This is a genomic window from Micromonospora sp. NPDC050495 (assembly GCF_040655175.1).
GTDB lineage: Bacteria > Actinomycetota > Actinomycetes > Mycobacteriales > Micromonosporaceae > Micromonospora.
This window is the reverse complement of the sequence record NZ_JBFAJK010000011.1, coordinates 31,163-57,295: the sequence shown is the minus strand read 5'-3', so window position 1 is coordinate 57,295 and position 26,133 is coordinate 31,163. Positions and strand designations below refer to the sequence as shown.

Here is a 26,133-nt window from a genome sequence, read left to right as displayed (position 1 = left end):
TCGGTGCCGCGGCCTGAGTACGGCGGGCAGCAACCGTATCTCGCGGGGTGCGCCGCAACCACGGCTTTCCGGCGAATCCGGCACCAACCCCGGGCGGCCGCCGGGTGTCGGCCCGGCCCGGCTCAGCAGGGCGGCTCGAGGCGGCTCAGCGGGGCGGCCCGGGGCGGCTCAGCGGGGCGGCTCGGGGCGGGCGAACGGCACCGTGGGCTGGACGGTCAGGTCGGCCGGCCCGGCCGGCACCCCGTCGGCGTCGGAGTGGCGGCGCCGGCGGTTCGGGATCCGCTCCGCCGGGGCCGGATCGGCCTCGGTGTCCGCTTCGGCCGGGCCGGGCCGCCCCGCTCGGGCCCGGTCGGACAGGTAGAGGGCCGCGGTGAGCAGCACGGTGGCCGCGAAGGCGCTGACCAGGCCGCGCCCGTACTCGACCTGCAAGCCGTCCTCGGGCGAGAAGAAGAGGCTGCGCTGGCTGGTGTGGTCGAGCGAGGCGGCCGTCGCGATCAGCACCGCCAGCACGGTCGCGCCGAGACCGAGCCCGGCCACCCGGGCGTTGTGCCGGACGGCGGGCGTGCCGCGCAGCGCCAACGCCACCGCGGCGGCCAGGCCGAGCAGGCCGACCAGGTAGGCCACCCCGAAGCCGCTGACCTCCGCGACCCCGCCGGGGATCCGGACCGCGACGTTCCCCTCGGGGCCGCCGTTCGGGACGGTCATCACCAGCCACTCGCCGACCAGCGAGCCGATCGCGGCCACCGCGCCGAGCCCGACGAGCAGCGGCGGCAGGCGGTGGTCGCGGGCCAGACCGGCCAGCGAGGTGCCGAGGCGGCCGGGCGGGCTCGGCTCGGTGTCACCCCACTCCACCACGGTCGGGTCGTCGGACCGGTGATCCTGCCGGGGAATGGGGAGATCCTGGGACATGGGCCACCTTCCGCGCACGCGGGTCTGCGTCGCATCATGACACAGCCGGCGGCCCGGCACGGTAACCGTGAGTCTGGGCACGGTCGTCACTGCCCGGTGCGTCGCGCCCCGGTTTCGGTTAGCGTCGTTGTCATGCCTATCCGTACCGCTTCCGCACGTTGGCAGGGCAACCTCACCGAGGGTGCCGGCACGGTCCGCACCGGCAAGGGCGGTCTCACCGGCAACTACTCCTTCAAGTCCCGTTTCGAGGAGGGCGAGGGGACCAACCCCGAGGAGCTGATCGGCGCCGCGCACGCCGCCTGCTTCTCGATGGCCCTCTCCAAGCAGCTCGCCGACGCCGGCGCCACCGACAGTTCGGTGGAGACCACCGCCAAGGTGCACTTCGACAAGACCGACGCGGGCATGTCCGTGACCCGGATCGACCTGGAGACCGTCGGCCAGGTCCCGGGCATGGACGCGGCCCAGTTCACCAAGCTCGCCGAGGCGGCCAAGGAGAACTGTCCGATCTCCCGGCTGCTCTCCCCCGGCGCGCAGATCTCGCTGGACGCCCGCCTCGCCTGACCACGCCAGCACGGCAAGGGTGCCCGGGTGGGCACCCTTGCCGTGCTGCGTGCCGACGTGAAGGAGGGACCGGGCGGGTGGCCGTGGAGATGAGCCGGGAGCGGTTCGAGGAACTGGTCGGCGACGCCCTCGACGAGGTGCCCGAGGAACTGCTCGGGCTGATGAGCAACGTGGTCATCCTGGTGGAGGACGATCCGCCTCCGGGCGAGGACCTGCTCGGCCTCTACGAGGGGCACGCGCTCACCGAGCGCGGTTGGGACTACTCCGGCGTGCTGCCGGACCGCATCCTCATCTACCGCAACCCGATCCTGGCGATCTGCGACACCGACGAGGACGTCGTGGAGGAGGTGGCGGTGACCGTGGTGCACGAGATCGCCCACCACTTCGGCATCGACGACGACCGTCTGCACGGCCTGGGCTGGGGCTGACGGTCGCCCACCGGGCCCCGCTCGGCCGATCCCCGCCGTTGCGCGGTTCCCCTAACCTGCGGGGCAGGCACACCCCGATGCAGGAGGAAATCCATGCGCAGCGCCCTGTTCTCCGCGGAGAACCTTGAGAAGGAGTCCCAGCAGCCGGGCCTGCGGCTGCAGAACTCCAAGATGCTGAAGATCGAGCTGAACGGCGAGGCGATGGCCCGGGTCGGGTCCATGGTCGCGTACCAAGGTCAGGTGCAGTTCCAGGCGCTGGGCTCCGGCGGCGTCGGCAAGTTCATCAAGCAGCGGCTCACCGGCGAGGGCGTCCCGCTGATGAAGCTCAGCGGTCGCGGCGACGTCTTCCTCGCCGACCTCGCCAAGGACGTGCACATCATCGACCTGGAGCCTGGCGACGCGTTGTCGATCAACGGCTCCAGCGTGCTCGCCTTCGACTCGTCGCTGAGCTACGACATCAAGATGGTCAGTGGCATGGGCTTCGCCGCCTCCGGCCTGTTCAACTGCGTCTTCACCGGCCACGGCCGGATCGCCATCACCACCAAGGGCACCCCGGTGGTGCTCAACGTGGACGCGCCGACCTATGTCGACCCGCAGGCCGCCGTCTGCTGGTCGGCCAACCTGCAGACCGGCTACCACCGGGCCGAGCAGCTCGGCCTCGGCACGCTGCTCGGGCGCAGCACCGGGGAGGCGTTCACGATGAGCTTCGCCGGCCAGGGCTTCGTGGTGGTGCAGCCGTCCGAGGAGCCGCCGGTGCAGGGCAGCGGCGCGCAGCAACAGCAGCAGGGCGGCCTGCTCGGCGGCCTGCTGCAGTGACCGGGCGCCGGGGCCGCGCCGACCGGGCGTCCCCGGCGCCTCAGCTCAGCTCGCCGGCACGCAGCCGGGCCAGCCAGGCCGCCGCGTCGGCGTAGTCGGCGTCGGAGAGGCCGGCCGGCGCGGGGACCGGCCGCTCGCTCGCCGCCGGGCTCCAGCGGTGCCGGGGGTACGAGCCGAGGAAGCGGACCCCGGCGCTGACCCGGCGCAGTCCCTGCAACGCCTCGCCGAGGCGTACGTCGGCGACGTGGCCGGTGCAGTCCAGGAAGAAGACGTACCGGCCCAGCGCCTCACCGGTCGGGCGGGACTCGATCCGGGACATGTTGATGCCCCGCACGGCCAGTTCCATCAGCACCGACAGCAGCGCGCCGACCCGGTCGTGGGCGAGGTAGACCGCCAGCGAGGTGACGTCGTCCCCGGTGGGCGGGGGCGGCGGGCCGGGGCGGGAGAGCAGCGCGAACCGGGTCACCGCGTCCGGATGGTCGGCGATCTTCTCGGCGAGCACGGCGAGCCGGTGCCGGTTCGCCCCGATCGGGGCGCAGATCGCGGCGTCGTACTCGCCGGTGGCCGCGCCCGCCGCGGCGGCGCCGTTGGAGAGCACGTCGACCACCGTGGCGTCGGGCAGGTGGTCGCGCAGCCAGTTCCGGCACTGGGTGGAAGCCTGCGGGTGCGCGGCCACGCTGCGCACGGCGGCGAGCGGCGTCTCCGTGCGGGCGGCGAGCACGAACTCCACCGGCAGGATCACCTCGCGGGTGATCACCAGCGGTTCGCCCTCGGCCAGTTCGTCCAGGGTCACCCCGACGGCTCCGCCGATGGAGTTCTCCAGGGGCACCAGTGCGGCATCCGCCTCCCCGGCCCGTACGGCGTCCAGCGCCTCGCCGACGCTGCGGGCCGGCGTCCGGTCGCCCCGCTCGGCGGCGGGGACGGTACGGAGCGCCTGCTCGGCGAAGGTGCCTTCGGGACCCAGGTAGACGAAGCGGGTCGGCGGTGTTCCCGGCATGCCGACCAGCCTACGCACCCGGGGTGCCGGCGCAGGCCAGGGTACGGATGCCGGGCGGGCCGGCGGCGCGGACCTCGACCGAGCAGACGTCCGTGCCGGCGGTGACCAGCTTCAGGGCGCTCGGCCGGCCCCGGGTGACCACCTGGAGTTCCTCGTGCCCGGTCACCTCGAGCACGGTGTACTGCCAGTCGCCGGCGCAGAGCGGACCGGTGCGGACCCGGACCCGGACGTCCCGGGGCAGGACGCCGGCCGCGCCGCGCAGCAGCGACACCACCCGGTCGCCGGAGGGCCCGGCCGGGCAGGGGCTCGCGACCAGGTCGCGGGGGGTGGGCAGGGGCAGCGGGGCGGCCGGCGTGTCGACGGCCGTCGGCGGCGCGGTCGGGGTGGGGGTCGCGGTGGCCGTGGCGGTGGCGGTGACCGCCGGGGTGCTCGACTGCCGCAGCTCGGGTGGGGCACCGCAGCCGGCCAGCGCGAGCAGGGCGGCCAGCGCCGCCGGGAGGCTCAGGCGGGTGCGGACGGCGGAACAGGGTGGGGTGGGCACGGTCCGATCCTCGACATCGACGTATGTCGTTCTGGCCTGCTGGCCGAGCCCATCGTAGGAGGATCCCCGGTCGGGGTGAAGGTCACTTGTGCACCCGGTGCCCGGCCCGTTCCAGGGCGCTGGTCGCCTCCGCCAGCCGCACGGTGGGCACCAGCACGTGATCGGTGTCGTAGGTGGAGAAGGCCACCACGTTCACCCGGGCCTGGGCGAGCGGGCCGACCAGGGCGGCGAGGGTGCCGGTCAGCGGCAGCTCCTCCGGGCCGACGATCTGCAGGCAGCGCCAGTCGGTCTCGACCACCACCTGGACGGGCGCGCGGTCGACCGGGCAGATCAGCGAGATGCCCTCGGCGGTCCAGGTGACCGTCACCACGTCCCCGTCGGCCAGTCCGTCCCAGAGTTGCGGCGGCAGGGTGGAGCCGGCCGGCAGGCGGCACACGGCGTACTCGCCCGGCAACAGCGCGACATCGAGCATGAGGGCACCCTATGGCCTCGGCGCCAGCCGCCCGGTCGGCGCCCGGTGGGGCGTCCGTCAGCTGGCCGGCGGCCGGTCAGATCTTGGAGAAGAAGGTGAGGGCGCCGGCCACCTCGCCGTCGGCGAACACCGGCGTGGAGATGGCGTCGACCGTGGTGCCGGCCTCGTCCGGCCCCTTGACCCGGAGCAGGCCCCGGGCGAGCTGCTTGGAGTGCAGGGCGAGCAGCGGCGCGATCTTGTCGGTGTCCTGCTCGGTCAGCTCGCTGGGGCGGGCGGTGAAGTCGACCAGGCGCAGCCCGCCGGCGAGCAGCGGCCGCCCGATGACGTCCTCCGGCGCGCCGAGGCAGAGCAGCGCGCAACCCGCGGACGAGATGGCCAGCACGTTGGTGTCGCCGTCGATCAGCAGGCAGGGCTCGGCGGCCCGGGAAACGGTGGCCGACCACTGCCCGACATTGTCGGACTCCTGCTCGGACGAGGTCCCCGCCGTGGGCGCGAACACTTCCGAGAGCGAGAGCTCGACGTGGGCCACCGCGCCTCCTAGGTACACCGACGGTCTGTCCACGCTAGCCGGTCGTCAGGCCGCTCGCCGACCGCGTCGGGCCCGGCGGCCGTCGGTGCTGCCGGGGGCGTCGGCCGAACGGGAGACGGGTGTCGGCGCGACGGATTCCCGGTGTGGACGGCCGGCGACGGCGTGGCCGACGGAACCACCGGGGCGGATCCGCGGACCGCGTGGCGTCGCCGGAGACGTTACCGCCGGGCGGCCCGCTTGTCAGCGGCCGTTCGGCCCTCCTCATACCACCGGTAGTCGGCCGCTGGACGGTACGTGCCGTTCAGCCAGGTGTTGGGGTGCTGGGCGACCCGGGACAGCTTCTCGGCGGTGGCCGGGCTGATCCGGTTGCCGCCGGCGACGAGCAGCCGGTCCAGCTCCCGGTGGGTGGCCATGAGGCAGTCCTTGGGCAGGCCGTACACACTGATCACCCCGGAGCCGACGAAGGTCAGCACCGGGGTGACCGGGATGGGCAGGCCCACCGCGTCGGAGAGGGCCTTGCTGGCCCGCTTGGCGTCGCGCCGGGCTTCGGCCACATAGGGCGGGCGCTTGCCGTTGATCTGCACGACGTCGCCGGCGACGAGCACCCGGGCCCGGCCGTGGTCGGCGATGGTGACCGCGAAGAGCCCGCTCGGCCCGATGGCGAGGAAGCCGGCCCGGTCGTCCTGGCCGCGGTCGAGGAGGACGTCCACGGCGTCCGTGCGCGGCCATTCGATGACGTGCCAGGCGGGCCCTAGGTGGTCGAGTTGGCCGAGGGCACGGGCCCCGGCCGCCTCCAACCGGCGGGCGCCCCGCTCGGCGCGGCGGCGGCGGGCCCACTCCAGGGGCGTCGGCCGGGCCGGTTCGAGCACCGAGGTGGACTCGGCCCGAGGGTGCGGCACCGCGACGGGCGGCAGTGCCCGGGTGGGTACGGCTCGACGAGCGGGAAAGACAGTCATCGCGACCTCCGGCAAAAGGTCTCTCGAAGTTATGTCTCCACTACCCTACGTTGCCTACCCGGGGGCTCGGCAAGTTGGAGCGCCGGAATGAGTGCGGATGAATGCCATATTCATTCACACTTCTTTTCCCGGATGGTGCGGAAGCCTGTCCTACGCTGCGAAGGTGACCCACTACGTGGACAGCGAGGTCGGTCGGCTCGGCACCGTGCTGTTGCACCGCCCCGGGCCGGAACTCGCCCGCCTCACCCCACGCAACAACGACTCCTTGCTCTTTGACGCTATCCCATGGGTGGGAAGAGCACAGGAGGAGCATGACGCCTTTGCCGCCGCCCTGCGCGACCGCGGGGTGGAGGTGCTCTACCTGGCGACCCTGCTGGCCGAGACGCTCGCCGTGCCGGACGCCCGGGCCGAGCTGACCGAGCTGGTGCTCCGTTCGCCCCGGCTGGGCGACACCCTGCGCCGGCGGATCACCGACCACCTGGCCTACCTCGACCCGGCCGCGCTCGCCGACGTGTTCATCGCCGGCCTGGCCCACGAGGAGCTGCGGATCGGCCCGGACCGGCCGGGCGGTCTGGTCTGGACCCTGATGAACCGGCACGACTTCGTCATCGACCCGCTGCCCAACCTGCTCTTCACCCGGGACTCGTCGGTCTGGATCGGGGACCGGGTCGGGGTGACCAGCCTGGCCATGACGGCCCGCCGCCGGGAGACCAGCCTGACCGACGCGATCTACCGCCACCACCCGCGCTTCGCCGGCACGCGCTTCCTCTACCACCCTGAGCTGGAGCATCTGGAGGGCGGCGACGTGCTGCTGCTCGCCCCCGGGGTGCTCGCCGTCGGGGTGGGCGAGCGGACCACCCCGGCCGGGGCGGAACGGTTGGCCCGGCAGGTCTTCGCCGCCGGCCTGGCCCACACCATCCTGGTGGTGCCGGTCGCCCAGGAGCGGGCCACCATGCACCTGGACACCGTCTGCACCATGGTCGACGTCGACGCCGTGCTGATGTACCCGAACATCGCCAGCACGCTCTCCGCGTACACGGTGATCGCCGGGGCGGACGGCGACGAGCTGCGGGTGGACGGCCCGGCGCCGTTCCTGCGGGCCGCCGCCGACGCGATGGACCTGGACCAGCTCCGGGTCATCGACACCGGCCTCGATCCGGTCACCGCCGAGCGGGAGCAGTGGGACGACGGCAACAACACCCTCGCCATCGCGCCCCGGCTCTGCGTGGGCTACGAGCGCAACGTGGAGACCAACGCCCAGCTGGACCGGGCCGGCATCGAGGTGATCGCGATCGCCGGCTCGGAGCTGGGCTCCGGCCGGGGCGGCCCGCGCTGTATGTCCTGCCCGCTGGTCCGGGAGCCGCTCAGCGCAGGGTGAGCTGCCGGCCGAGCAGGCCCTGCCGGGCGCGGCGGGCGGCGGCGTCCAGCGGTTCCTTCTCCTCCAGCGCCTCGGCGTAGCGCTTGGCGAACCCGGTGACCGGCTCCTCCCAGTCGGCGGCCGGGACGTCCTCGGGCAGGTCCCAGACCGGCACCAGGCGGCCGTGCGCGCGGAACATGCCCGCGAAGCGGGTCTGCTCGCCGAGGGTCAGCGCGCCGGCGGCGCCCAGCCGGGACAGCGCGTCCAGCGCCAGGTCCTCGTCGTCCGGCAGCACCCAGCGCACGTGCGCCTTCTCCGGCACCTGGCACCAGTACGCGGCCCGCGCCGCGGCCAGCCGGACGGTCGGGTAGACGGCCGCGTTGGCCCGCTCCAGGGACGCCTGCACGGTCGGGTCGTCGGTGGCGCCCGGGTCGAGCCAGAACTCGAAGCCGTCGTGCATGCTGATCTCCAGCGGACCGTCGACCAGGATGTCCTGGAGGCGGGGGCCGGGGCCGGGCAGCGGGGCCACCGACACCTGCCCGCCCGGCTCGGCCCGCAGGGCACTGAGCAGGGCGTCGGCGAGATCCCGGGAGACGTCGCCCGACTGCTGGTGGCGCTGGAGGCCGATGAGGACCCGCCCGTCGGGCTTGGTCATCGCCGGGGCGGCCATCGGCAGCACGGTGGCCAGGGTGACCGGGCGGTCGCCGTACTCCTCGACCAGCTCCGGGGTCAGCCGCAGCGGCGCGGAGGCGGCCGGGACCAGTTCGCGCAGGGCGATCCACTCCGGCTCGTCGACCAGACCCTCGAACGGTCGGGGCACGTAGATGTCGCGCACCTTCTCCCGCTTCGGGGTGGGTTCGGCGGCCCGCTGGTTCTTTCGACGCTTGCTCACGGCGAGACAGCCTAGATGCCGGGACGGGCCGGCGTGGGTAGGACCCGTCCGGCCGGGCCGGTCAACCGGCCGGGACCAGGTCGGGCCGGGCGGAGCGGACCGGGTCGAACTCGGCCCAGACGCTCTGGCCGAGGCCGTCCCGCTCGACGCCCCAGCGGCTGGCCAGCCCGGCCACGATGTGCAGCCCGCGCCCGTCGACGGCGTCCGGGGCCGAGGGGCGGATCAGCGGGCCGGCGACCGATCCGCCGTCGGTGACCCGCAGCTGGACGGCCTGCCCGCCGTCGGAGGACGCCCGCAGTCGCCAGGCGACCCGGACCACGCCGCCGGGCAGCGGCTCGGCGTGCCGGACCGCGTTGCCGACCAGTTCGGCGAGGACCGCCACGAGGTCCGCCAGCCGGGCGGGGGAAACCAGCGCGGCCAGTTCGTCGGCGAGCCGGTGCCGGGCCAGGCGGGCGCCGGTCGCGTGGTGGGGCACCACCACGCACCACGATCGTTCGGCCCAACCCGTCGCCACCGCTGTCCCCTAACCCCCGGTCACCTGGTCAGCCCCGGGGCAGCCGCACCTCTGCGACCGTACCCCCATCGGCTCTCGGTCGGAGGGATACCCATCCATTCTGTTGTTCAACGATCTGGCGGACGAGATAGAGACCCAGCCCGGCCCCCGGATATCGGCGCCGGTCGCCGGACTCGCCCTGCCAGAACCGGTCGAACGCCCGCTCCACGTGCTCCGGCCGGATGCCGATGCCCCGGTCGGCGACCCGCAGGGAGACGGTCCGCTCGTTCGCCTCGGCGGACACCTCGATCGGGGTGTCCGGCAGCGAGTACTTGCCGGCGTTGGTGCTCAGCTCGGTCAGTACGGTGGCGACGCTGTGCCGGTCGCCCAGCGCCTTGGGCAGGTCGGCCGGGAGGTCCAGGACGACCCGGTGCCGGACGTCCGCCGGCAGGTCGGTCACCGCGGTGCGCAGCGCCTCGGCCAGGTCGAACGGGGCGGTCGACTGCTCGCCGGGCCGGTTCTCCGTGGCGGCGGTGAGCAGCCGGTCGACGAGCCGGGCCAGCTCGTTGGCGCGCTGCCCGATGATCCGGGCGGCCTGGCGCCGGTCGCCGTCGCTCAGCGACTCCCAGTGGTCGGTGAGGGTGTCCGCGTACCCCTTGATCACAGTGACCGGGGTGCGCAGCTCGTGGCTGGTCACCGCGACGAAGAGATCCCGGTCGTGGTCGCGGCGCTGCTGGTCGGTGATGTCCCGGAAGGTGACCACGCGCAGCGCGCCCGGACCGGGCAGCTCCCCGGCGGTGATCCGCAGCCAGCGACCGTCCGGCAGCCGGTGGTCGAGCACCTGGCCGGAGGGCGGGAGCGGGAACGGCAGCGGCCGGTTCAGCGCCTCGCTCACCGGCCGGCCGGCGACCTGCACGGCGGCCGGATTCCAGAGCCGTACGTGGTGCTCCCGGTCGACCACGGCGAGGCCGTCGGCCAGCGCGGCGACCACCGGGCCGTCGCCGTGGACGGGCAGGCCGGACTGGTCGCCGTACATGTGGGCGATGCAGGCGGCGACGTAGCCGATGACGGCGCGCTGGGAGGCGTCGAGCCGGTCGCCGGCCGGGTAGAGGGCGTGCAGGCTGCCGACGGTGAGGCCGCCGACCTCGGCCCGGGCGACGATCATGCGGTGCAGCCCGCGCCCGGCCAGCTCGTCGGCGAGCGAGCCGGGGATCGTGTCCACCGGGATCTCGCGCAGCGGCGGGCCGGAGAGCAGGCAGACGGTGGTCGGGTCGGTGGGCGGCAGGGGGTGCCCGATGACGAACTCGGCGCTGCCGGTGGCGGCGATGACCCGGCCGCCGGCCGGGGCGAGTTCCACCCAGACCAGGCCGGCCGCGCCGACGGCCGGCTCGACCACCCCGAGCAGCCGGTTGAGCACCGGCAGGCCGGCCTCCCCTGAGTTGATCATGGAGATGACGCGGGTGTGGCCGGCGATGAGGGCGGGGTAGTCGGTTCGCTCCGGCATGTCCCGAGTGTGCCCCGCCGCCCGGTCGCCGGACACCCCCGCCCGGCCGGGCGGGACCGGCCACCGGGTGGACCCCCCGCGCGGCAGGCGCCGGGGCGGGACCGGCCACCCGCTGGATCCGCCGCGCGGCAGGCGCCGGGGCGGGACCGGCCACCGGGCGGGCCGACGGCGCTCAGCGGCCCAACCGGGCCAGGGTCAGGGCCGGCCGGTCGGTGATCACCCCGTCCACCCCGGCGGCCAGCACCAGCTCCAGGTCCGCCGGCTCGTTGACCGTCCAGACGTAGACCTGATGGCCGGCGGCCCGCAGCGCGGGCACCAGCTGCGGCCGGGCCCGCAGCAGGCCGATGCCCGGCCCGGCGATCGGGGCGCCGAACGGCAGCCGGCCCAGCCGCAGCCAGCGCGGCAGCACCTCCAGCAGCAGCACCGTGGGCAGGGCGGGAGCCAGCTCACGGATCCGGCGGACGGCGAGCGGGGAGAACGACATCACGGTGACCCGGACCGGGTCGTCCGGGCCTGGCTCGGCCAGCCCGTACCGGCGCAGCATGCTGACCAGGCGGCGTTCCACGTCCCGCCCGTACCGGGTGGGGTGCTTGGTCTCGATCAGCAGCCGGACCGGCCGGCCGGCGGCGAGCACGGCGTCGAGGAGCCGCTCCAGGGTGAGCAGCCGGGTGTGCGACTCGTCGAGCGGTTCGTCCCCCTCGGCGAGCACGCCGGGGTGCCACGAGCCGAAGTCGAGCAGCTCCAGCTCGGCGAGGGTACGCGCGCTGACCAGGCCGTGGCCGTTGCTGGTCCGGTCCAGCCGGCGGTCGTGCACGCACACCAGGTGCCCGTCGCGGGTGAGCCGGACATCGCACTCCAACCCGTCGGCGCCCTCGTCGAGGGCGCGCAGGTACGCGGCGAGCGTGTGCTCGGGCAGGTCGTACGAGGAGCCGCGGTGCGCGAAGACCAGTGGAATGGTCATGGCCGTGGAGCCTCAGACCACCTGGCCCGGCTGCCCGTCGTCGGTGACCACGGGGCGGCCGGCGGCGGCCCACTCGCCCATCCCGCCGTCGACGTTGCGCACCTGGTCCCAGCCGTTGCGCAGGAGGTAGGCGACGACCTGGGCGGAGCGGCCACCGGAGCGGCAGATCACCGACACCTCCCGGTCGTCCGGCACCTCGCTCAGTCGCGCGGGCAGCTCGGTCATCGGCAGGTGGTGGGCGGTCGGCGCGTGGCCGGCGGCCCACTCGTCGTCCTCCCGGACGTCGAGCAGGTAGGTCTCGTCGGGCACGGCCGACGCGGGCACGCTGGGAACCTGGGGTCCGAACACGGGGACAAGCCTAGACGGCCGGTCCGCTCAGAGCCGGTTGACCCAGCGGGGATTGGCGGCGGCCCAGTCCGGCACCCGGGTGGCCCGCAGCGCGTCGAAGAGCCCGCCGCCGCCGTTGTCGAGCACCACGTACGACACCTGGTCGATGGTCTGCGGGTAGGACGGGACCTGCACCCCGCGCAGCGCGTCCGCGGGCAGCGAGCGGAGGGCGAAGAGCAGGTCTTCCAGGGGTACGCCGTTGCTGTCCAGGGTCAGCGCGCCGCCGACCGCGCGGAGCACCCGGTCCAGCTTCACCGGGTCGCTGCGCAAGTGGGTCTCGCCGGCCTTGTCGAGCACCGCCCGCAGCATCTGCTGCTGGTGCCGCTGCCGGTCGTAGTCGCCGCCGGGCAGGTCGTAGCGCTGCCGGACGTAGTCCAGCGTCCGCGCGCCGCCCATCTGCTGGCAGCCCGGCTCGAACTGGGTCTTGGTGTGGATCGACCGGACCGGGGTGTCGACGCACATCCGGATGCCGCCGAGCAGGTCGATGACCTGCTTGAAGCCGGAGAAGTCGATCAGCGCGGCGCCGTCGAAGCGGGTCCCGGTGAGCCGGGTCAGGGTGGCGGAGAGCAGCCGGGCCCCGCCCGCGCCGCCGCCGCCGTGCTCGTACGCCGCGTTGATCTTGTCCTGGCCGCCGCCGTAGCCGGGCGCCGCCGGGATGGCGACCAGCAGGTCGCGGGGGATCGAGATGAGGTACGCCTGCCGCATGCCGGCCGGCACGTGCACGATCAGGATGCTGTCCGAGCGCTGGTCCTCGGGGTTGGCGCCGGCCCGGTGGTCGGAGCCGATCAGCAGGTAGTTGAGGGCCCGCGAGAGGTCGGTCCGGGGCTGCCGGGCGCTGGCGTCGAGCAGTTGTTCCTTGGTGACCGTGCGGTCGTACCGGTTGGTGAGCCAGTGCAGCCCGGCCAGCCCGAGGGTGGCGAGCAGCAGCAGGGTGAGGCCCGCGCCGAGCAGGAACCGGCTGCGGCGGCCGGGTCGACCCCGCCCGCGTCCGGTCCGTGCTGGCTTGGACGTGACACCCTCCCCGCAGCCGTGACGACGTGAGACCCGCTCACGTCAGGCTACGGGCCGGAACTCCGGCGGTGGCCGCTTTCCCGCAGCTACCGCCGGGTCACCGGGTCACTTCCGGGTGGAGAGCACGCTCGGGTTCGCCACCACGAAGTCCGCGAGCTTGTCCTGCTTGACCGCGCGGAACATCTCCATGCTCAGCTCGTTGAGCGCTTCCCGGCCGCTGGCGTTGGTGGCGTAGGTGCCGCCGTTGGTCCGCAGCGTGACCAGGTCGTTCCCGTTGAGGCCCTTGAGGGTGTAGATGAAGTCCTCCATCGGCACCTTGCCGGTGTCGAGCATGAGCGACTCGCCGGCCGCCTTCATCATGGCGTTGAGCTTCAGCGGGTTGGTCAGCATGCCCTTCTCGGTGGCCTTCTTCGCCATCGCCTTGATCAGCTGCTGCTGGTTCTGCTGCCGGTCGTAGTCGCTGTTCGGCAGGCCGTAGCGCTGGCGGGCGAAGTCGAGCGCCTCCCAGCCCTTCATCTCCCGGCAGCCCTTCTTGTGCACCACCGGGGTCCTCGGCTTGCCGGTCTTCTTCGCGTCCGCGTTCCACATCGGCTTGCCGTCGACATACGACATGTGCTTGGAGGTGACCTTGTGGTTGACGCAGATGTGCACCGTGCCGAGCTGGTCGATGATCTTCTTGAAGCCGCCGAAGTTGATGATCGCCGCGCCGTCGAAGCTGACCCCGGTCATCGTCTTGATGGTCTTCGCCATCAACTGGGCGCCGCCCTCCCAGCCGCCCTTGTTGCGGGCGCCGATCTGGAAGGCCGCGTTGATCTTTTCCACGCCGCCGTTCCAGTCGCCCTTCGGCCAGCTCGGGATGTGCGCCTCGGTGTCCCGGGGAATCGAGATCAGGTACGCCTGGTCGTGGCTGGCCGGGATGTGCAGGATGATGATGCTGTCCGAGCGGACGTCGTCGGCCTCCCAGCTCGCCCGGGCGTCGACGCCGAGCAGCAGCATGTCGATCGGGCCTTCGAGGCTGCTGCCGCCCTCGGCGTCGCTCTTGCCGGCGTCGCCGATCAGGTTGCCCTGCTTGATGTTGCTGGTGGCCTGGCCGATCACCGCCTTGCTGCCGACGATCGCCAGACCGCTGGTCATCATCAGCACCGCACCGAAGATCACGGTGAGCTTGGCCCAGAGTGGGTCCTTGCGCCTGGTCCGCTTCCGCCCGCCACCGGCGCCGCCGGGGCCGGGCTGGGTCGGGATGACGGGGGGCACCCGGCCGGGTGCTCCAGGATCAGGTGACTGAGGGCGACGGCTGGTCTGGACCGGCATGCGTGCTCCAGCTCGGTGATCGGGGGCGGGACCACTGTACGTATCTGTTGCCGTTCTCGCGACCTCGTGTACGGGCTATTCCCACACATCTTGGCAATCGCGCCGATAAATTGACCGAACGGATGATTGAATGCAGCCGGTCGGCGGTTGGCTCAACGCCAGGCGAGCCCTGATCCGCCGACCGGTTGCGTGTTTCCCGCGCCGTCAGCCGCCGTTGCCCGGGTCGCTCTTCTGGTTGGCCCGCACCCAGTCGGCCATCGTGTCCTTCGCGATGGCCTGGTACATCGCCAGCGCCTTCTCCCGGTCGGAGACCACCACCGACTGGCCGTCGACGTCCTGGCCGCCGAGGTTCGGGCTGGTGATGAAGGTCAGGTTGTCGCCCCGGAGGCTGCGGAACTGCAGCGCCATGTCGGTCAGCGAGAAGCCCTGGTCGACGGTGGCCGCCGCGGTCACCGCCTGGAGAAAATCGTTCAACTTCTTCGGGTTGGTCAATGTCCCGGTGCTGGCCGCCTTGTCCATCAGCGCCTTGAGGAACTCCTGCTGGTGGCGCATCCGGGCGAAGTCGCCGTCGGGGAACTGCTTGCGCTGCCGCACCCAGTCCAGCGCCTCGGCGCCGTCCATGTGGTTCACGCCCTTGGTGAACGTCCGGTACGGCTTGTGGATCGAGGTGATGGTGCGCTCCACCTTCAGGTCCACCCCGCCGAGGGCGTCGGTGACCTCCTTGAAGCCGCCGAAGTCGATCGCCATCACGTGGTCGATCCGGACGTCGGTGAAGCACTCCACGGTCTTCACCGCCAGCGGCAGGCCGCCGAACGCGAAAGCGGCATTGATCTTGTTGCGCGAGCCGGAGTCGCAGGACGCGCCCGCGCTCTCCGGGATCGGCACGTACAGGTCGCGGGGGATGGAGACCAGGTAGGCCTGCTTGTGGTCGGCCGGCACATGCATGAGGATCAGCGTGTCGGCCCGCCACTTGCCGGCGCCGTCCAGCGGGGCGTCCGGGTCGCGCGAGTCGCTGCCCACCATGAGGATGTTCAACGCGCCCTCGACCTGCTTCGCCGGCCGACCGCCGGTGATCTCCGAGAACGGGTCGGTGCGGGCCAGGTCGCCGTTGAGGTTGCGGGCGTAGAACCAGGCGCCGATGCCGCCGAGCAGCGCGAGCAGCAGCACCGCGACGCCGGCCACCAGGCCGATCCGCCCCCAGCGCGGGCGCGGGCCACGCCGGCCCGGGGTGCCACCCGGTCCACCCCCCGGCCCGCGCGGACCGGCCGGTCCGCCGGGGCCACCCGGCCCGTCCGGGCCGGGCTGTTCGTCGTACGACGGGTACCAGCGGGCCCCGGTGGCGCGGGCGCGCCCGGCGGCGTCCCGGCCGGGGCCGGGGACCTGGGCGCGGCCCGAGTTCCGACTCAGGTAGGGAAACGGCGCGCCGGCAGACGTGGTGGCGGACATGTAACCGAGGGTAGGTCGGCCGAGCCACCGACGCCCTGAGGTGGCCGCGGGTGTCAGCCTCCTCCCAGGGGGAGTCAGTACCCTAGCCGGCCGCGGAAGTAGTCGATGGTGCGGCGCAGGCCCTCGTCGGGCGCCACGGTCGGCTGGTATCCGAGCAGTTCACGGGCGAGGGTGAGATCGGGCCGCCGCTTCTCCGGGTCGTCCGCGCTCCGGGTGATGTAGGTCACCTCGGACCGGCTGTCGGTGAGTGACACGATCAACTCGGCGAGTCGCCGCATGCTCAGCTCGTGCTCGGTGCCGCAGTTGATCGGCCCGGTCTCGGTCGAATCGAGCAGCAGCAGGATGCCGCGCACCAGGTCGTCGACGTAGCAGATCGAGCGGGTCTGCTCGCCGGTGCCGTGCACGGTGATCGGCTCGCCGCGCAGCGCCTGGGCGATGAAGGTCGGGATGGCGCGGCCGTCGTCCGGGCGCATCCGCGGGCCGTACGTGTTGAAGATCCGCACGATCGCGGTGTCGGTGCCCCGGCTGCGGTGGTAGCCCATGGTGGCCGCCTCGGAGAAGCGCTTGGCCTCGTCGTAGACGCTCCGGATGCCGACCGGGTTGACGTTGCCCCAGTACGTCTCCCGCTGCGGGTGCTGCTCCGGGTCCCCGTACGCCTCGGAGGTGGAGGCCATCAGGAACCGGGCGCCGTCGTCGGTGGCCCGCTCGAGCAGGGCCAGGGTGCCGACCGAGCCGACCCGGAGGATCTCCACCGGCAGCTTCTCGAAGTCGGTCGGGCTGGCCGGCGAGGCCATGTGCAGGATCGCGTCGAACCGCTCGGCCAGGGCCGGGTGGTGGGTCGCCAGCCCGTCGGAGATGTCCGCCTCGACCAGCGTGAACGCCGGGTGGCCCAGCAGGTGGGCGACGTTGTCCTTGGAACCGGTGATGAAGTTGTCCAGCGCCACCACCGTGCAGCCGCGTTCGATGAGCCGGTCGACCAGGTGCGACGGGACGAAGCCGGCGCCACCGGTGACCAGGATGCGGTGTCCGGTTCCGAAACGGGGAGCGACCTTCATGCCGGCCAGCCTATAGCGCGGGAAGGGGCCCCCTCCTGACGCCTCGCGTCGTGGAGGGGGCCCCGGTTGACCGATCCGGTGGGGTGGTGCTCAGTGCGCGCCCGCGCCGGTCAGCGAACGCACCTCCAGTTCCGCGTACTTCTCCTCGTCGTGCTCCTTGGAGAGCAGGGTGCCGATCCAGCCGCAGAGGAAGCCGACCGGGATGGAGATGATGCCCGGGTTGGACAGCGGGAACCAGTGCCAGTCGTGGTCGGGGAACATGGCCGTCGGCGCCCCGGACACCACCGGGGAGAAGAAGACCAGCACCACGGCGGCGATCAGGCCGCCGTAGATCGCCCACACCGCGCCGGAGGTGTTGAACCGCTTCCAGAACAGGCTGTAGAGGATCGCCGGCAGGTTGCCGGAGGCGGCCACCGCGAAGGCGAGCGCCACCAGGAACGCCACGTTCAGGCTCTGCGCGAAGATCGACAGCACGATCGCGATGGCGCCGATCACCAGGGCGGAGATCCGGGCCACGTTGACCTCCTGCCGTTCGGAGGCGGTGCCGTCCTTCACCACGTTGGCGTAGAAGTCGTGGGCCAGGCTGGACGACGAGGCCAGGGTCAACCCGGCGACCACCGCCAGGATGGTGGCGAAGGCGACCGCCGCGATGATCGCCAGCAGGGTCGCCCCGCCCAGATCACCGCCGAAGAAGTCCTTGCCCAGGGCCTCGGCGAGCTGCGGCGCCGCCGTGTTGCCGGCCTTGTCCTGCGCGGTGATCGCCTTGCCGCCGACCAGCGCCGCCGCGCCGAAGCCGAGGGCCAGGGTGAGCAGGTAGAAGGTGCCGATGATGCCGATCGCCCAGAGCACGCTCTTCCGGGCCGCCTTGGCGGTCGGCACGGTGTAGAAGCGGATCAGGATGTGCGGCAGGCCGGCGGTGCCGAGCACCAGCGCGATGCCGAGCGAGAGCAGGTCCATCTTGCTGTAGAAGGTCTTCAACGCGTCCCCGGGCGTTTCCACGCCGTAGCGCAGCCCCGGTTCCAGGAACGACGCGCCCTTGCCGGACTGCTTGGCCGCGTCGCCGAGCAGCGAGGAGAGGTTGAACTTGTAGTGCGCCAGCACCAGCAGGGTCATCACGATCGCGCCGGTCATCAGCAGGAAGGCCTTGACGATCTGGACGTACGTGGTGCCCTTCATGCCACCGACCGTGACGTAGATGATCATCAGGGCGCCGACCATGATGATCGTGGCCACCTTGGCGGTGTCCGCGTCCATGCCGAGGAACGTGGTGCCCGGCTTGATGCCGAGCAGCAGGGCGACCAGCGCGCCCGCGCCGACCATCTGGGCCAGCAGGTAGAAGATCGAGACGGTGATGGTGGAGACCGCCGCCGCGGTACGGACCGGCCGCTGGCGCATCCGGAAGGCCAGCACGTCGGCCATCGTGTACCGGCCGGAGTTGCGCAGCAGTTCGGCGACGAGCAGCAGCGCCACCAGCCAGGCGACCAGGAAGCCGATCGAGTACAGGAAGCCGTCGTATCCGTACAGGGCGATGATGCCGGCGATGCCCAGGAAGGACGCGGCCGACATGTAGTCGCCGCCGATGGCCATGCCGTTCTGGAAGCCGGAGAAGGACCGGCCGCCGGCGTAGAAGTCGGTGGCGGTCTTGGTCTGCCGGCTGGCCCAGACGGTGATGGCCAGCGTGATCGCCACGAAGATCAGGAAGAGCGTGATGGTGAGGTTGCGGGCGGTGGTGCTGCCCGCCTCAGCCGCGAGGACCGTGTTCATGGGTCACCTCCCCCATCTCGGCGCGGATCCGGTCGGCGACCGGGTCGATCTTCCGGTCGGCGAACCGGGAGTAGAGCCACGCGATGACGAACGTGGACACGAACTGGAGCAGGCCGAAGACGAGCGCGACGTTGACGTTGCCGAAGAGCTTCGCGCCCATGAAGCCCCGCGCGTACGCGGAGAGAATGACGTAGAGCGCGTACCACAGGAAGAACGCGACGGTCATCGGGAAGACGAAGCCGCGCAGCGCGCGCCGCAACCCGGCGAACTCGTCCGAGCGTTGTACGGCGAGGTACCGCTCGGCCGGGGACTCGGCCGGCGCGGAGGCAGGCGTGTCCGTGGACATCTGTGGATCACCACCTTCACAGGCGTCGGGGATTTTCGCGCACGGTAGAGAGCGCGCTCCCCTCCGGGGAAGGCTCGGATCGGCCACGGTCAGCGGCTGCGCCGAACGGCACTCCGGCTGCGCCGAGTGACCCAGGTCACTCCGTTCAACGGCACGTCAATTCGTGAGTTCGCGGTACCGACCCCGGTAGTGCAGCAGCGGAGCGGTCTCCTCGGCCAGCTCGACGGCCTCGACGGTGGCCTCCACCAGCAGGCCCCAGCCGTACTCGCGGGCCGCGTCGAGCCGGCAACCGGCCCACCCGCCGGCGTCCGACGGCACCGGCCCGTACGGGGTGTCGGTCCACGAGCCGATCGCGAAGAGGCCACCCGGTGACGGGAAGAGCCCGGCGAAGCGGTCGGCGAGCTGCCGGTGCGCCGGCCCGAGCTGGGCGACGGCGAACCGCCCCGCCTCCTCGACCGCCGCCCACAGGTCGGACTCCGGGTCGACCAACCCGAGCAGCCGGTCCGGCTCGCCCTCGGCGACCAGCGTGGACGAGACGGTCAGCCCGGCCGGCCCCGGCGCGGTCCAGAGCGTCACGGGCGCCGCCAGCCGGCCGCGCAACCGGCGTGCCGGCGAGCGTTGCCCGGCGGGCACGGCGAACGGGTCGGTGTGGTGGATCTCGGCACCCGGCTCATGATTCACGTGAAACATTGTGCCGTCCCCGGCCCGCGCCCAACCCAGGAAGCGGGCGTGCAGGTCGGTGGCGCCGGGCAACTGGGTGTGCGCCTCCGCCAGCAGGCCACCCAGATAGATCAGCAGTTCCACCCGGTCGTGGCGGTACTCGGCCAGCAGCGCGAGCCGGGCCGGCTGGCACGGCCAGGGCGCCCCGCAGGCCCGGCAGCGCCACGCCGGCCGCATCGGCAGGTGCGCCCGGCCGGTGCGCCCGGCCGGTGCGCCCGGTGGTCACCACCGGCCGCCGTTGGCCCGCCAGGTCTGCGCGGGCGTCAACCAGCCGGCCCGGCCGGGGCGTGGCATGGCCACCGTCGGCTGCGTCGCCCAGGCCGGCACCGTGTTCGGCCGGGTCGGAACCGGCACGCCGCCGGGGGCGGCTCCGCCGGTCGGCGCGGCGGCCGTCGAGGGCGGGCTGCTCCTGCGGTACGCGTGCGCGGCGGCATTCCTGCGGCGGCGGAACAGGGCGAACATCCGGGGCCTCCTCTGCTCGGAAGGGGTCGCCCCGGCCGGAGGAATGGCCGGGGCGACCTGGCGCAGGACCGGCCGCCGGGTCGTCGCCTCCACCGGCCGGGCCGCGTGTCTCCACCCTGGACTCGGGGCCCCGGACAGGGGAGGATGCCAGGGCTTACTACGCAGCGCGGTCGCGTACTTACCGGAGAGGTAAGGATGAACATCGAGATGTGGATCCGGGCGCTGAAGGCCGCCCGGGCCGGCGCGGAGGTCTCCCAGGAAGGGCTGGCCGGGCTGATCAAGTGGAGCCCGTCCACGGTTGCCGCCATCGAGACCGGCCGCCGCCGGCCCACCCTGGAGTTCGCCGTCGCCGCCGACCAGGCCCTCGGCACCGGCGGCCTCCTCACACAGCTGCTTCAGGCGGCGGACCAGGAGCGCGGCCCGTCGTGGTTCGTGCCCTGGCGCGGGTACGAACAGCAGGCGGTCCGACTGCGCGCCTTCGAGACGTGCCTCGTCCCGGGCCTGCTGCAAACCGAGGAGTACGCCCGCGCCGTCATCTCCACCGGCGGCTTGCACCCCTCGGCCGTGGTCGACGAGTTGGTGGCTCTCCGGATGGAGCGGCAACTGCTGCTGCACCGCGACAACCCGCCACACTGCGTTTTCCTGCTGGATGAGACCGCCGTCCGCCGGCCGGTGGGCGGGCCGGCGGTGCTCGACCGTCAGCTGGCCCGGTTGCTGGAACTGGCTGAGCTTCCGGCAGTCCGGGTGCACATCGTGCCGCTCGCGGCCGGTGAGCATGCCGGGCTCGGCGGTGGCTTCGTGCTGGCTGAGTTGCCCGACTCCGAGCGGGTGCTGTACCTGGAGAACGCCGCGCGGGGACACGTGGTTGACGACCCCGAGACGATCGGCGTCATCGAGCGCAAGTGGGATAGCCTCCTCGGCGAAGCGCTGTCCGCGGGAGCCACACTGGATCTGATCCGGAAGCTGAAGGTGATGCCATGACGATCGAAGAGCCGTGTTGGCGCACGTCATCCCGATCGACAGACTCTGGTGGCAACTGTGTGGAGGTGGCCGGCAACCTGCCCGGGGTGGTGCTGGTCCGGGACAGCAAGGATCCGTCGGGGCCGACCCTCGCCTTCCCGCCGGCCGCCTGGCGGGCCCTGGTCACCAGCCTCCGCCGGTCCTGACCAGCCTCCGCCGGTCCGGACCGACCTCCGCCGGTCCGGACTCGACCGGAGGGCCTACTCTGCCCGGCATGTCGATGATCCCGCCCGAGCGACTCGCCAGGGAGCGGGTGGTCACCGCCGAGGCCGTCCTCGCCGGCCAGATCGACCTGCGCGTCTATCCGTACCGGCATCTCGTGGTCACCGCCCGGCGAGGCTGGGGACACAGCGGATTTCAGCCGCTGCTGGAGGCCGTCGAGCACCTGTCCAACTACGGCTGGGAACTGGTCAACATCACCACCATCGGTGACGGCCACCAGCTGTACGCGGCCGTCCGCCGCACCGCCTGAACCGCGAATCCCGGGCCACCCCGGCGCGCCGCGAGCAGGGCGGCGAGCGGCGCTGGGCGGTGAGCGGGTGCGCGTCAGGCCGGGAGCGCGCGGCGGGCGGCGGCCAGCACCTCCGGGTCGGCGCAGCCGGCCGCGTAGCCGGCGATCCGGCGGCGGATGTCCCAGCCGAGCAGGCGTACCCCGATCCACTCGGCGACCGGGCGCAGCACCGCCGGCCGGCAGCGGAAGTTGTACCGCCAGGTGGCGACCGTCGTCCCGGGATCGGGCCCCGGGGCGAACCGCCAACCGCCGCCGAACCGCTCGAAGAACCACGGACCGCGCACCATCTTCATGCCCACGTTGCTCGGCGGGGCGTACGAGACGTACTCGCTGACCATGACCAGGCCGTGCCGGGACCGGGTGAAGGTGCGTACCCCCTTGCCCGGCCGGGTGGCGCCGGCCAGGAAGCGCTGCTCCCGGACGAACGGGTCCCACCGGTAGCGGACCGGCGCCACCGTCTGCGACACGGCGAAGGCCAGCTCCGGCGGCACCGGGACGGTGACCACGGCCTCGACGACCGGCATGGTCAGCGCCTCGGGGTGACGGCGGCCAGCAGTTCCGGCTGGCGCCGGTCCAGCGCGTCGCCGGCCAGGTACGCCCCGAGCAGCGCCCCGCCCAGCCCGTACGCCGCGCCGACCGGCAGGGCCAGCCAGAGCCAGACGTCACCGAGCAGCGCCGCGGCCACCACCAGCGGCACCCCCAGCGCCGCCGAGGCGACCATGGAGACCAGGCTGAGCAGGCTCTTCGCCACCCCCGAGCCGGTGTTCATCGCGAACGGGTTGCTCGTCTCCGGCAGGGCGAAGCCGCCGAGCACCGCCACGAAGGAGTTGACCGCCAGCCCGCAGCCGTACGCGGCGAACAGGGCCCCGGCCATCACCCCGAGCCAGCCCGGCCGCCCGAGCGCGACGGCCAGCACGATCGCCACGGCGATCAGGATCGGCACCACGTAGAGCGAGAACGCGGCCATCCTGGCCCGCAGCTCCACCCGCCCCGGCACCCCGGCCACCACGTTCGCCGCGTACGCACTGCCGTCGAAACCGAACTGGTTCGCCAGGGTGACCGAGGCGAGCACACCGACGAAAAGCATCGAGAGGCTGACCAGCACCGGCGACGCGTCCGCCGCCGCCTGGCCGAACGCCTGACCGCCGTCCTCGATCAGCCGGGAGCCACCCAGGTTGACCATCACCGGCACGAACACGCCGACCACCGCGATGGTGATCAGGTTGGCCCGCCGCCGGGCGTCCCGCCACCAGTAGCGGCACTCCCGGGCGACCAGCGCGCCGAACCGGTCCCGCCGGGCCCAGCCGACCGCCCGGGGGAAGAGCTGCCCGACGGCCCCACCGATCGGGCCGCGCCGCTGCCGCGCCGGTCCGGCGCTGGTCGCGCCGACCATCGCCGACTCGAGCGTCCGCGACCACCAGAGCAGCAGCGCGCCCACCGTCAGCGCGGTGATCAGGAGCTTCAGCGCGGCGGCGCCGCCCCGGCCCTCGGCCACGTCGATGCCGACGGTCCACGGCGCCCCGAACGGCGTCCACCCGAGCACCCGGGCCACCCCGGTCAGCCGGTCCCAGTCGGCGCGCTGGACCGCCGCCGCCACGAAGATCTGCACCGGCCCGAGCAGCGCGGCCAGCACCGCGAGCAGCACCGCGGCCAGGTCGCGTACCCGGCGGGACCGCAACATGGTGGCGAACGCGCTGGTCACCGCGCGGGCGGCGGCCACGCAGAGCAGCAGCCCGCCGGCGGCGCCGAGCACCGCGACCAGCGCGGCCAGCCAGCCGCCGAGCGCCCCAGCGGTCACCACCAGCCCGGTCACCGCGAGCAGCGTCGCCAGCACCGGCACGCTGATCAGGGCGGCGGCGAACAGGCCGGTGACCAGGGTGCGCCGGGACAGCGGGAGCAGGGCGAACCGGGCCGGGTCCAGGGTCTCGTCCACGCCGAAGAAGACCAGCGGCAGCAGCAGCCAGCCCAACACCAGCAGCCCACCGCCGAACGCGGCGACCAGCAGCGCGTACCGGGACTCGCCGGCCAGGCCGGGGGCGGCCAGCGCGAAGAAGCCGCCGGCGGCGAACCAGAGCCCGAAGAACAACCCCAGCACGAAGAGCGCGACCCGCCAGCCCTGGCCCCGGAAGTTGTTGCCCATCACCCGCAGCTTGAGCCGGACGAAGTGTCGGGCCGAGACCGGCCGGGCCGGCGCGTCCGGTGCGCTCACCGGGACAGCCACGACAGCTCCTCACCGGTGGCGGTCCGGCCGCCGACCGCCGTCACGAAGACCTCCTCCAGGGGACGGCCGCCGCGCACCTCGTCGAGCGTGCCGACCCGGCTGATCCGGCCCTGGGCGAGGATCGCCACGTGCGTGCAGAGCCGCTCGACCACCTCCATCACGTGACTGGAGAAGACGACCGTGCCGCCGCCGACCACGTAGCGGTGCAGGATGTCGCGGATCAGCGCGGCCGAGACCGGGTCGACCGCCTCGAACGGCTCGTCGAGCACCAGCAGCCGGGGGCCGTGCAGCAGCGCGCAGGCCAGGCCGATCTTCTTCTTCATGCCGGCCGAGTAGTCGACCACCAGGGTGCGGCCGGCGTCGCCGAGCGCCAGCACGTCCAGCAGCTCCGCGGCCCGCTGGTCGACCACCGCCGGGTCCATGCCGCGCAGCAGACCGTGGTACGCCAGCAGCTCCGCCCCGCTGAGCCGGTCGAAGAGGCGTACCCCGTCCGGCATCACGCCGAGCAGGCCCTTGGCGCGGACCGGGTCGGCCCAGACGTCGTACCCGAGGACCCGGGCCTGGCCGGCGTCGGGGCGCAGCAGGCCGACGGCCATCGAGAGGGTGGTGGTCTTGCCGGCACCGTTCGGGCCGAGCAGTCCGTAGAACGAGCCGGTCGGCACGTCCAGGTCGACGCCGGCGACCGCCACCTTGGTGTCGAACCTTTTGACCAGGCCACGGAGGGACAGCGCGGGGTGCTCAGCCATGCCCCCGACCGTATCCCGCCCGGTCCAGCCGTCGATCCGGCCACAGGATGATCCCCGGTCCTACCTGAGCCGTACGTCAGAGCTGCAGTGTCTCCGGGGCGTGCAGGCGCAGCATGGTGACGCCGACGTCGGGCGGCAGCCGCCGTCGGGTGGCCATCGACACCGCCACCATCACGGTGAACGCCAGCGGCACCGTCCACGCGGCCGGCTGGGTGGTCAGCGTGGCCGGCCACCCGGTCAGCGGCGGGCCGAGCACGGTGAGCAGCACCGCGCCGATCGCCGCCCCGCCGCCGACCAGCACCCCGGCGGCGGCGCCCAGGTCGGTCAGGCCGCGCCACCAGATGCCGAGCACCAGCAGCGGGCAGAAACTCGACGCGGCCACCGCGAACGCCAGCCCCACCACCTGCGAGACGTCCAGCCCGGAGACGTTCAGGGCGAGGACCGCCGGCACCCCGCCCGCGATCACCGTGGCCAGCCGGAAACCGCGGACCGAGCCGCGGCCGAGCACGTCGGTGGAGATCACCCCGGCGACGCTGGTGAGCAGCCCGGACGAGGTGGAGAGGAAGGCGGCGAACGCCCCGGCGGAGACCAGCGCGGCGAGCAGCCGGCCCGCCGGGCCCGCCCCGAGGGCCGCCCCCGGCAGCAGCACCACCACCGCGTCGGTCTGCCCGGTGATCAGCAGTTGCGGGGTGTAGATCCGGCCCAGCACGCCGTAGATGGTGGGCAGCAGGTAGAAGACGCCGACCAGGGCGAGCACCACCAGCGTGGTGCGCCGGGCGGCCGCGCCGTCCGGGTTGGTGTAGAAGCGGACCAGCACGTGCGGCAGGCCCATGGTGCCGAGGAAGGTGGCCAGGATCAGCGAGTAGGTGGCGAACAATCCCCGGTCGTCGTCCCCGGCGGTGTCCGGGAGGAGCCAGTCGGCCGCGTCGGTGGCCGTGCCGGCGACCTCCGGCACCGGGTCGCCGGCGGCGAAGTCGAGCCGGTCGCCGGGGCGTACCTCCCGGATCTCGCCGTCGGGGAGGGTGAGGGTCGCGCGGTGCTCGACCACGACGGTGGTCGCGGTCCGGAACGCCGGCCCGTCGGGCGGGGTCACCGCCGGGCGGGCGTCGGCCTGCCACTGCAACGCCAGGAAGATCGCGGGTACGGCCAGCGCGGTCAGCTTGAGCCAGTATTGAAACGCCTGGACGAAGGTGATCGCGCGCATCCCGCCCAGCGCCACGTTCGCGGTCACCACCACGGCGACCAGCAGCGCCCCCACCGGGTACGGCGAGCCGGCGACCGTGTTCAACGTCAACCCGGCGCCCTGGAGTTGCGGCACCAGATAGAGCCAGCCGATGAAGATGACGAAGACGGTGGCCAGCTTGCGCAGCCGCCGCGAGCCGAGCCGCACCTCGCAGAAGTCCGGCAGGGTGAACGCCCCGGAGCGGCGCAGCGGGGCGGCCACGAAGAGCAGCAGCGCCAGGTAGCCGGCGGCGAAGCCGACCGGGTACCAGAGCACGTCGACGCCGTACTTGAGAATCAGGCCGGCCACGCCGAGGAAGCTCGCCGCCGACAGGTATTCCCCGCCGATCGCGGCGGCGTTCCAGGTCGGGCTGACCGCCCGGGAGGCGACCAGGAAGTCGGAGGTGGTCCGGGCCAGTCGCAGCCCGTAGAAGCCGATCCCGACGGTGACCAGGGTGACCACCACGATCGCCGGGACGACGTACGCGTTGCCCAC

Annotated in this window: 30 protein-coding genes; 7 read left to right on the top strand and 23 right to left on the bottom strand. The window is 73.0% G+C overall.

Annotated features, from left to right (window positions below; all coding sequences use genetic code 11):
- Positions 1 to 168: 168 nt before the first annotated feature.
- Positions 169 to 909: a hypothetical protein gene (locus AB0I11_RS14200; protein ID WP_357318940.1), complete on the bottom strand. Its 741-nt coding sequence runs from the start codon at positions 907 to 909 to the stop codon at positions 169 to 171.
- Between the two features lie 132 nt (positions 910 to 1,041).
- Between AB0I11_RS14200 and AB0I11_RS14195 the strand changes: the two genes are divergently transcribed.
- From AB0I11_RS14195 to AB0I11_RS14185, 3 genes are all read left to right on the top strand, one after another.
- Positions 1,042 to 1,470: an OsmC family protein gene (locus AB0I11_RS14195; RefSeq protein WP_357318937.1), complete on the top strand. Its 429-nt coding sequence runs from the start codon at positions 1,042 to 1,044 to the stop codon at positions 1,468 to 1,470.
- 83 nt (positions 1,471 to 1,553) lie between these two features.
- Positions 1,554 to 1,898: a metallopeptidase family protein gene (locus AB0I11_RS14190; protein ID WP_357319201.1), complete on the top strand. Its 345-nt coding sequence runs from the start codon at positions 1,554 to 1,556 to the stop codon at positions 1,896 to 1,898.
- Between the two features lie 93 nt (positions 1,899 to 1,991).
- Positions 1,992 to 2,714, top strand: coding sequence for an AIM24 family protein (locus tag AB0I11_RS14185; RefSeq protein ID WP_357318935.1), 723 nt, complete (start codon positions 1,992 to 1,994; stop codon positions 2,712 to 2,714).
- Positions 2,715 to 2,754: 40 nt separating this feature from the next.
- On the opposite strand, the gene pheA is transcribed toward AB0I11_RS14185, so the two are convergent.
- The 5 genes from pheA to AB0I11_RS14160 form a co-directional block, all read right to left on the bottom strand.
- Positions 2,755 to 3,711, bottom strand: a complete 957-nt coding sequence (pheA, locus tag AB0I11_RS14180) for a prephenate dehydratase (RefSeq protein ID WP_357318932.1) — start codon at positions 3,709 to 3,711, stop codon at positions 2,755 to 2,757.
- A gap of 10 nt (positions 3,712 to 3,721) precedes the next feature.
- A complete protein-coding gene (locus AB0I11_RS14175) occupies positions 3,722 to 4,216 on the bottom strand; it encodes a hypothetical protein (protein WP_357319198.1) in 495 nt (164 codons plus the stop codon).
- Between the two features lie 118 nt (positions 4,217 to 4,334).
- Complete coding sequence (locus AB0I11_RS14170) at positions 4,335 to 4,724, bottom strand: ACT domain-containing protein (RefSeq protein ID WP_357318929.1); 390 nt, start codon at positions 4,722 to 4,724, stop codon at positions 4,335 to 4,337.
- 76 nt (positions 4,725 to 4,800) lie between these two features.
- Positions 4,801 to 5,253, bottom strand: a complete 453-nt coding sequence (locus AB0I11_RS14165) for a hypothetical protein (RefSeq protein WP_357318926.1) — start codon at positions 5,251 to 5,253, stop codon at positions 4,801 to 4,803.
- A 218-nt stretch (positions 5,254 to 5,471) separates the two neighbouring features.
- Positions 5,472 to 6,209 (bottom strand): hypothetical protein, encoded by a 738-nt coding sequence (locus AB0I11_RS14160; protein ID WP_046568726.1) that lies wholly within the window; start codon positions 6,207 to 6,209, stop codon positions 5,472 to 5,474.
- A gap of 163 nt (positions 6,210 to 6,372) precedes the next feature.
- Between AB0I11_RS14160 and AB0I11_RS14155 the strand changes: the two genes are divergently transcribed.
- Positions 6,373 to 7,587, top strand: a complete 1,215-nt coding sequence (locus tag AB0I11_RS14155) for an arginine deiminase (RefSeq protein WP_357318923.1) — start codon at positions 6,373 to 6,375, stop codon at positions 7,585 to 7,587.
- On the opposite strand, the gene AB0I11_RS14150 is transcribed toward AB0I11_RS14155, so the two are convergent.
- The 13 genes from AB0I11_RS14150 to AB0I11_RS14090 form a co-directional block, all read right to left on the bottom strand.
- Positions 7,574 to 8,458, bottom strand: coding sequence for a DUF5926 family protein (locus tag AB0I11_RS14150; protein WP_357318920.1), 885 nt, complete (start codon positions 8,456 to 8,458; stop codon positions 7,574 to 7,576). The two genes, AB0I11_RS14155 and AB0I11_RS14150, sit on opposite strands and share 14 nt — an antisense overlap.
- 61 nt (positions 8,459 to 8,519) lie before the next feature.
- Positions 8,520 to 8,939, bottom strand: a complete 420-nt coding sequence (locus tag AB0I11_RS14145) for an ATP-binding protein (protein ID WP_357318917.1) — start codon at positions 8,937 to 8,939, stop codon at positions 8,520 to 8,522.
- 61 nt (positions 8,940 to 9,000) lie between these two features.
- Positions 9,001 to 10,455: an ATP-binding protein gene (locus AB0I11_RS14140; protein ID WP_357318914.1), complete on the bottom strand. Its 1,455-nt coding sequence runs from the start codon at positions 10,453 to 10,455 to the stop codon at positions 9,001 to 9,003.
- Between the two features lie 172 nt (positions 10,456 to 10,627).
- Complete coding sequence (locus AB0I11_RS14135; RefSeq protein WP_357318912.1) at positions 10,628 to 11,416, bottom strand: glycerophosphodiester phosphodiesterase family protein; 789 nt, start codon at positions 11,414 to 11,416, stop codon at positions 10,628 to 10,630.
- Between the two features lie 12 nt (positions 11,417 to 11,428).
- On the bottom strand, positions 11,429 to 11,764 hold the full coding sequence (locus tag AB0I11_RS14130; protein WP_357318909.1) for a rhodanese-like domain-containing protein: 336 nt from the start codon (positions 11,762 to 11,764) through the stop codon (positions 11,429 to 11,431).
- 27 nt (positions 11,765 to 11,791) lie between these two features.
- A complete protein-coding gene (locus tag AB0I11_RS14125) occupies positions 11,792 to 12,730 on the bottom strand; it encodes an LCP family protein (protein ID WP_357319195.1) in 939 nt (312 codons plus the stop codon).
- Positions 12,731 to 12,919: 189 nt separating this feature from the next.
- Positions 12,920 to 14,125 (bottom strand): LCP family protein, encoded by a 1,206-nt coding sequence (locus tag AB0I11_RS14120; protein ID WP_357318905.1) that lies wholly within the window; start codon positions 14,123 to 14,125, stop codon positions 12,920 to 12,922.
- A 204-nt stretch (positions 14,126 to 14,329) separates the two neighbouring features.
- Entirely contained in the window at positions 14,330 to 15,571 is a 1,242-nt protein-coding gene (locus AB0I11_RS14115) for an LCP family protein (RefSeq protein ID WP_357318902.1), read from the bottom strand.
- 74 nt (positions 15,572 to 15,645) lie between these two features.
- Positions 15,646 to 16,626: an NAD-dependent epimerase/dehydratase family protein gene (locus AB0I11_RS14110; RefSeq protein ID WP_357318899.1), complete on the bottom strand. Its 981-nt coding sequence runs from the start codon at positions 16,624 to 16,626 to the stop codon at positions 15,646 to 15,648.
- Between the two features lie 90 nt (positions 16,627 to 16,716).
- Entirely contained in the window at positions 16,717 to 18,390 is a 1,674-nt protein-coding gene (locus AB0I11_RS14105; RefSeq protein WP_357318897.1) for a cation acetate symporter, read from the bottom strand.
- Positions 18,368 to 18,736: a DUF485 domain-containing protein gene (locus tag AB0I11_RS14100; protein WP_357318895.1), complete on the bottom strand. Its 369-nt coding sequence runs from the start codon at positions 18,734 to 18,736 to the stop codon at positions 18,368 to 18,370. The genes AB0I11_RS14105 and AB0I11_RS14100 overlap by 23 nt, the downstream gene beginning before the upstream one ends.
- A gap of 156 nt (positions 18,737 to 18,892) precedes the next feature.
- Positions 18,893 to 19,633, bottom strand: coding sequence for a flavin reductase family protein (locus AB0I11_RS14095; protein WP_357318891.1), 741 nt, complete (start codon positions 19,631 to 19,633; stop codon positions 18,893 to 18,895).
- A 45-nt stretch (positions 19,634 to 19,678) separates the two neighbouring features.
- A complete protein-coding gene (locus AB0I11_RS14090) occupies positions 19,679 to 19,918 on the bottom strand; it encodes a hypothetical protein (RefSeq protein ID WP_357318889.1) in 240 nt (79 codons plus the stop codon).
- A gap of 195 nt (positions 19,919 to 20,113) precedes the next feature.
- On the opposite strand from AB0I11_RS14090, the gene AB0I11_RS14085 reads away from it, so the two are divergent.
- From AB0I11_RS14085 to AB0I11_RS14075, 3 genes are all read left to right on the top strand, one after another.
- Entirely contained in the window at positions 20,114 to 20,899 is a 786-nt protein-coding gene (locus AB0I11_RS14085) for a helix-turn-helix transcriptional regulator (RefSeq protein ID WP_357318886.1), read from the top strand.
- Complete coding sequence (locus AB0I11_RS14080; protein ID WP_357318883.1) at positions 20,896 to 21,084, top strand: DUF397 domain-containing protein; 189 nt, start codon at positions 20,896 to 20,898, stop codon at positions 21,082 to 21,084. The genes AB0I11_RS14085 and AB0I11_RS14080 overlap by 4 nt, the downstream gene beginning before the upstream one ends.
- Positions 21,085 to 21,152: 68 nt before the next feature.
- Positions 21,153 to 21,410 (top strand): hypothetical protein, encoded by a 258-nt coding sequence (locus tag AB0I11_RS14075; protein ID WP_357318880.1) that lies wholly within the window; start codon positions 21,153 to 21,155, stop codon positions 21,408 to 21,410.
- Between the two features lie 74 nt (positions 21,411 to 21,484).
- Here AB0I11_RS14075 and AB0I11_RS14070 read toward each other — a convergent pair whose 3' ends face one another.
- From AB0I11_RS14070 to AB0I11_RS14055, 4 genes are all read right to left on the bottom strand, one after another.
- A complete protein-coding gene (locus AB0I11_RS14070) occupies positions 21,485 to 21,973 on the bottom strand; it encodes an SRPBCC family protein (RefSeq protein ID WP_357318877.1) in 489 nt (162 codons plus the stop codon).
- A 2-nt stretch (positions 21,974 to 21,975) separates the two neighbouring features.
- A complete protein-coding gene (locus AB0I11_RS14065; protein WP_357318874.1) occupies positions 21,976 to 23,670 on the bottom strand; it encodes an ABC transporter permease in 1,695 nt (564 codons plus the stop codon).
- Complete coding sequence (locus tag AB0I11_RS14060; protein ID WP_357318871.1) at positions 23,655 to 24,416, bottom strand: ABC transporter ATP-binding protein; 762 nt, start codon at positions 24,414 to 24,416, stop codon at positions 23,655 to 23,657. Before AB0I11_RS14060 ends, AB0I11_RS14065 begins: the two co-directional genes overlap by 16 nt.
- Before the next feature lie 76 nt (positions 24,417 to 24,492).
- On the bottom strand, positions 24,493 to 26,133 hold the full coding sequence (locus AB0I11_RS14055; RefSeq protein WP_357318868.1) for a cation acetate symporter: 1,641 nt from the start codon (positions 26,131 to 26,133) through the stop codon (positions 24,493 to 24,495).

What these genes read in the sequence shown, in the direction of transcription:
- AB0I11_RS14200 (WP_357318940.1), bottom strand. Translation starts at nt 909, where the DNA reads ATGTCCCAGGATCTCCCCATTCCCCGGCAGGATCACCGGTCCGACGAC.
- AB0I11_RS14195 (WP_357318937.1), top strand. Translation starts at nt 1,042, where the DNA reads ATGCCTATCCGTACCGCTTCCGCACGTTGGCAGGGCAACCTCACCGAG.
- AB0I11_RS14185 (WP_357318935.1), top strand. Translation starts at nt 1,992, where the DNA reads ATGCGCAGCGCCCTGTTCTCCGCGGAGAACCTTGAGAAGGAGTCCCAG.
- pheA (WP_357318932.1), bottom strand. Translation starts at nt 3,711, where the DNA reads ATGCCGGGAACACCGCCGACCCGCTTCGTCTACCTGGGTCCCGAAGGC.
- AB0I11_RS14170 (WP_357318929.1), bottom strand. Translation starts at nt 4,724, where the DNA reads ATGCTCGATGTCGCGCTGTTGCCGGGCGAGTACGCCGTGTGCCGCCTG.
- AB0I11_RS14160 (WP_046568726.1), bottom strand. Translation starts at nt 6,209, where the DNA reads ATGACTGTCTTTCCCGCTCGTCGAGCCGTACCCACCCGGGCACTGCCG.
- AB0I11_RS14140 (WP_357318914.1), bottom strand. Translation starts at nt 10,455, where the DNA reads ATGCCGGAGCGAACCGACTACCCCGCCCTCATCGCCGGCCACACCCGC.
- AB0I11_RS14135 (WP_357318912.1), bottom strand. Translation starts at nt 11,416, where the DNA reads ATGACCATTCCACTGGTCTTCGCGCACCGCGGCTCCTCGTACGACCTG.
- AB0I11_RS14120 (WP_357318905.1), bottom strand. Translation starts at nt 14,125, where the DNA reads ATGCCGGTCCAGACCAGCCGTCGCCCTCAGTCACCTGATCCTGGAGCA.
- AB0I11_RS14115 (WP_357318902.1), bottom strand. Translation starts at nt 15,571, where the DNA reads ATGTCCGCCACCACGTCTGCCGGCGCGCCGTTTCCCTACCTGAGTCGG.
- AB0I11_RS14110 (WP_357318899.1), bottom strand. Translation starts at nt 16,626, where the DNA reads ATGAAGGTCGCTCCCCGTTTCGGAACCGGACACCGCATCCTGGTCACC.
- AB0I11_RS14105 (WP_357318897.1), bottom strand. Translation starts at nt 18,390, where the DNA reads ATGAACACGGTCCTCGCGGCTGAGGCGGGCAGCACCACCGCCCGCAAC.
- AB0I11_RS14100 (WP_357318895.1), bottom strand. Translation starts at nt 18,736, where the DNA reads ATGTCCACGGACACGCCTGCCTCCGCGCCGGCCGAGTCCCCGGCCGAG.
- AB0I11_RS14095 (WP_357318891.1), bottom strand. Translation starts at nt 19,633, where the DNA reads ATGCGGCCGGCGTGGCGCTGCCGGGCCTGCGGGGCGCCCTGGCCGTGC.
- AB0I11_RS14090 (WP_357318889.1), bottom strand. Translation starts at nt 19,918, where the DNA reads ATGTTCGCCCTGTTCCGCCGCCGCAGGAATGCCGCCGCGCACGCGTAC.
- AB0I11_RS14085 (WP_357318886.1), top strand. Translation starts at nt 20,114, where the DNA reads ATGAACATCGAGATGTGGATCCGGGCGCTGAAGGCCGCCCGGGCCGGC.
- AB0I11_RS14080 (WP_357318883.1), top strand. Translation starts at nt 20,896, where the DNA reads ATGACGATCGAAGAGCCGTGTTGGCGCACGTCATCCCGATCGACAGAC.
- AB0I11_RS14075 (WP_357318880.1), top strand. Translation starts at nt 21,153, where the DNA reads ATGTCGATGATCCCGCCCGAGCGACTCGCCAGGGAGCGGGTGGTCACC.
- AB0I11_RS14070 (WP_357318877.1), bottom strand. Translation starts at nt 21,973, where the DNA reads ATGCCGGTCGTCGAGGCCGTGGTCACCGTCCCGGTGCCGCCGGAGCTG.
- AB0I11_RS14060 (WP_357318871.1), bottom strand. Translation starts at nt 24,416, where the DNA reads ATGGCTGAGCACCCCGCGCTGTCCCTCCGTGGCCTGGTCAAAAGGTTC.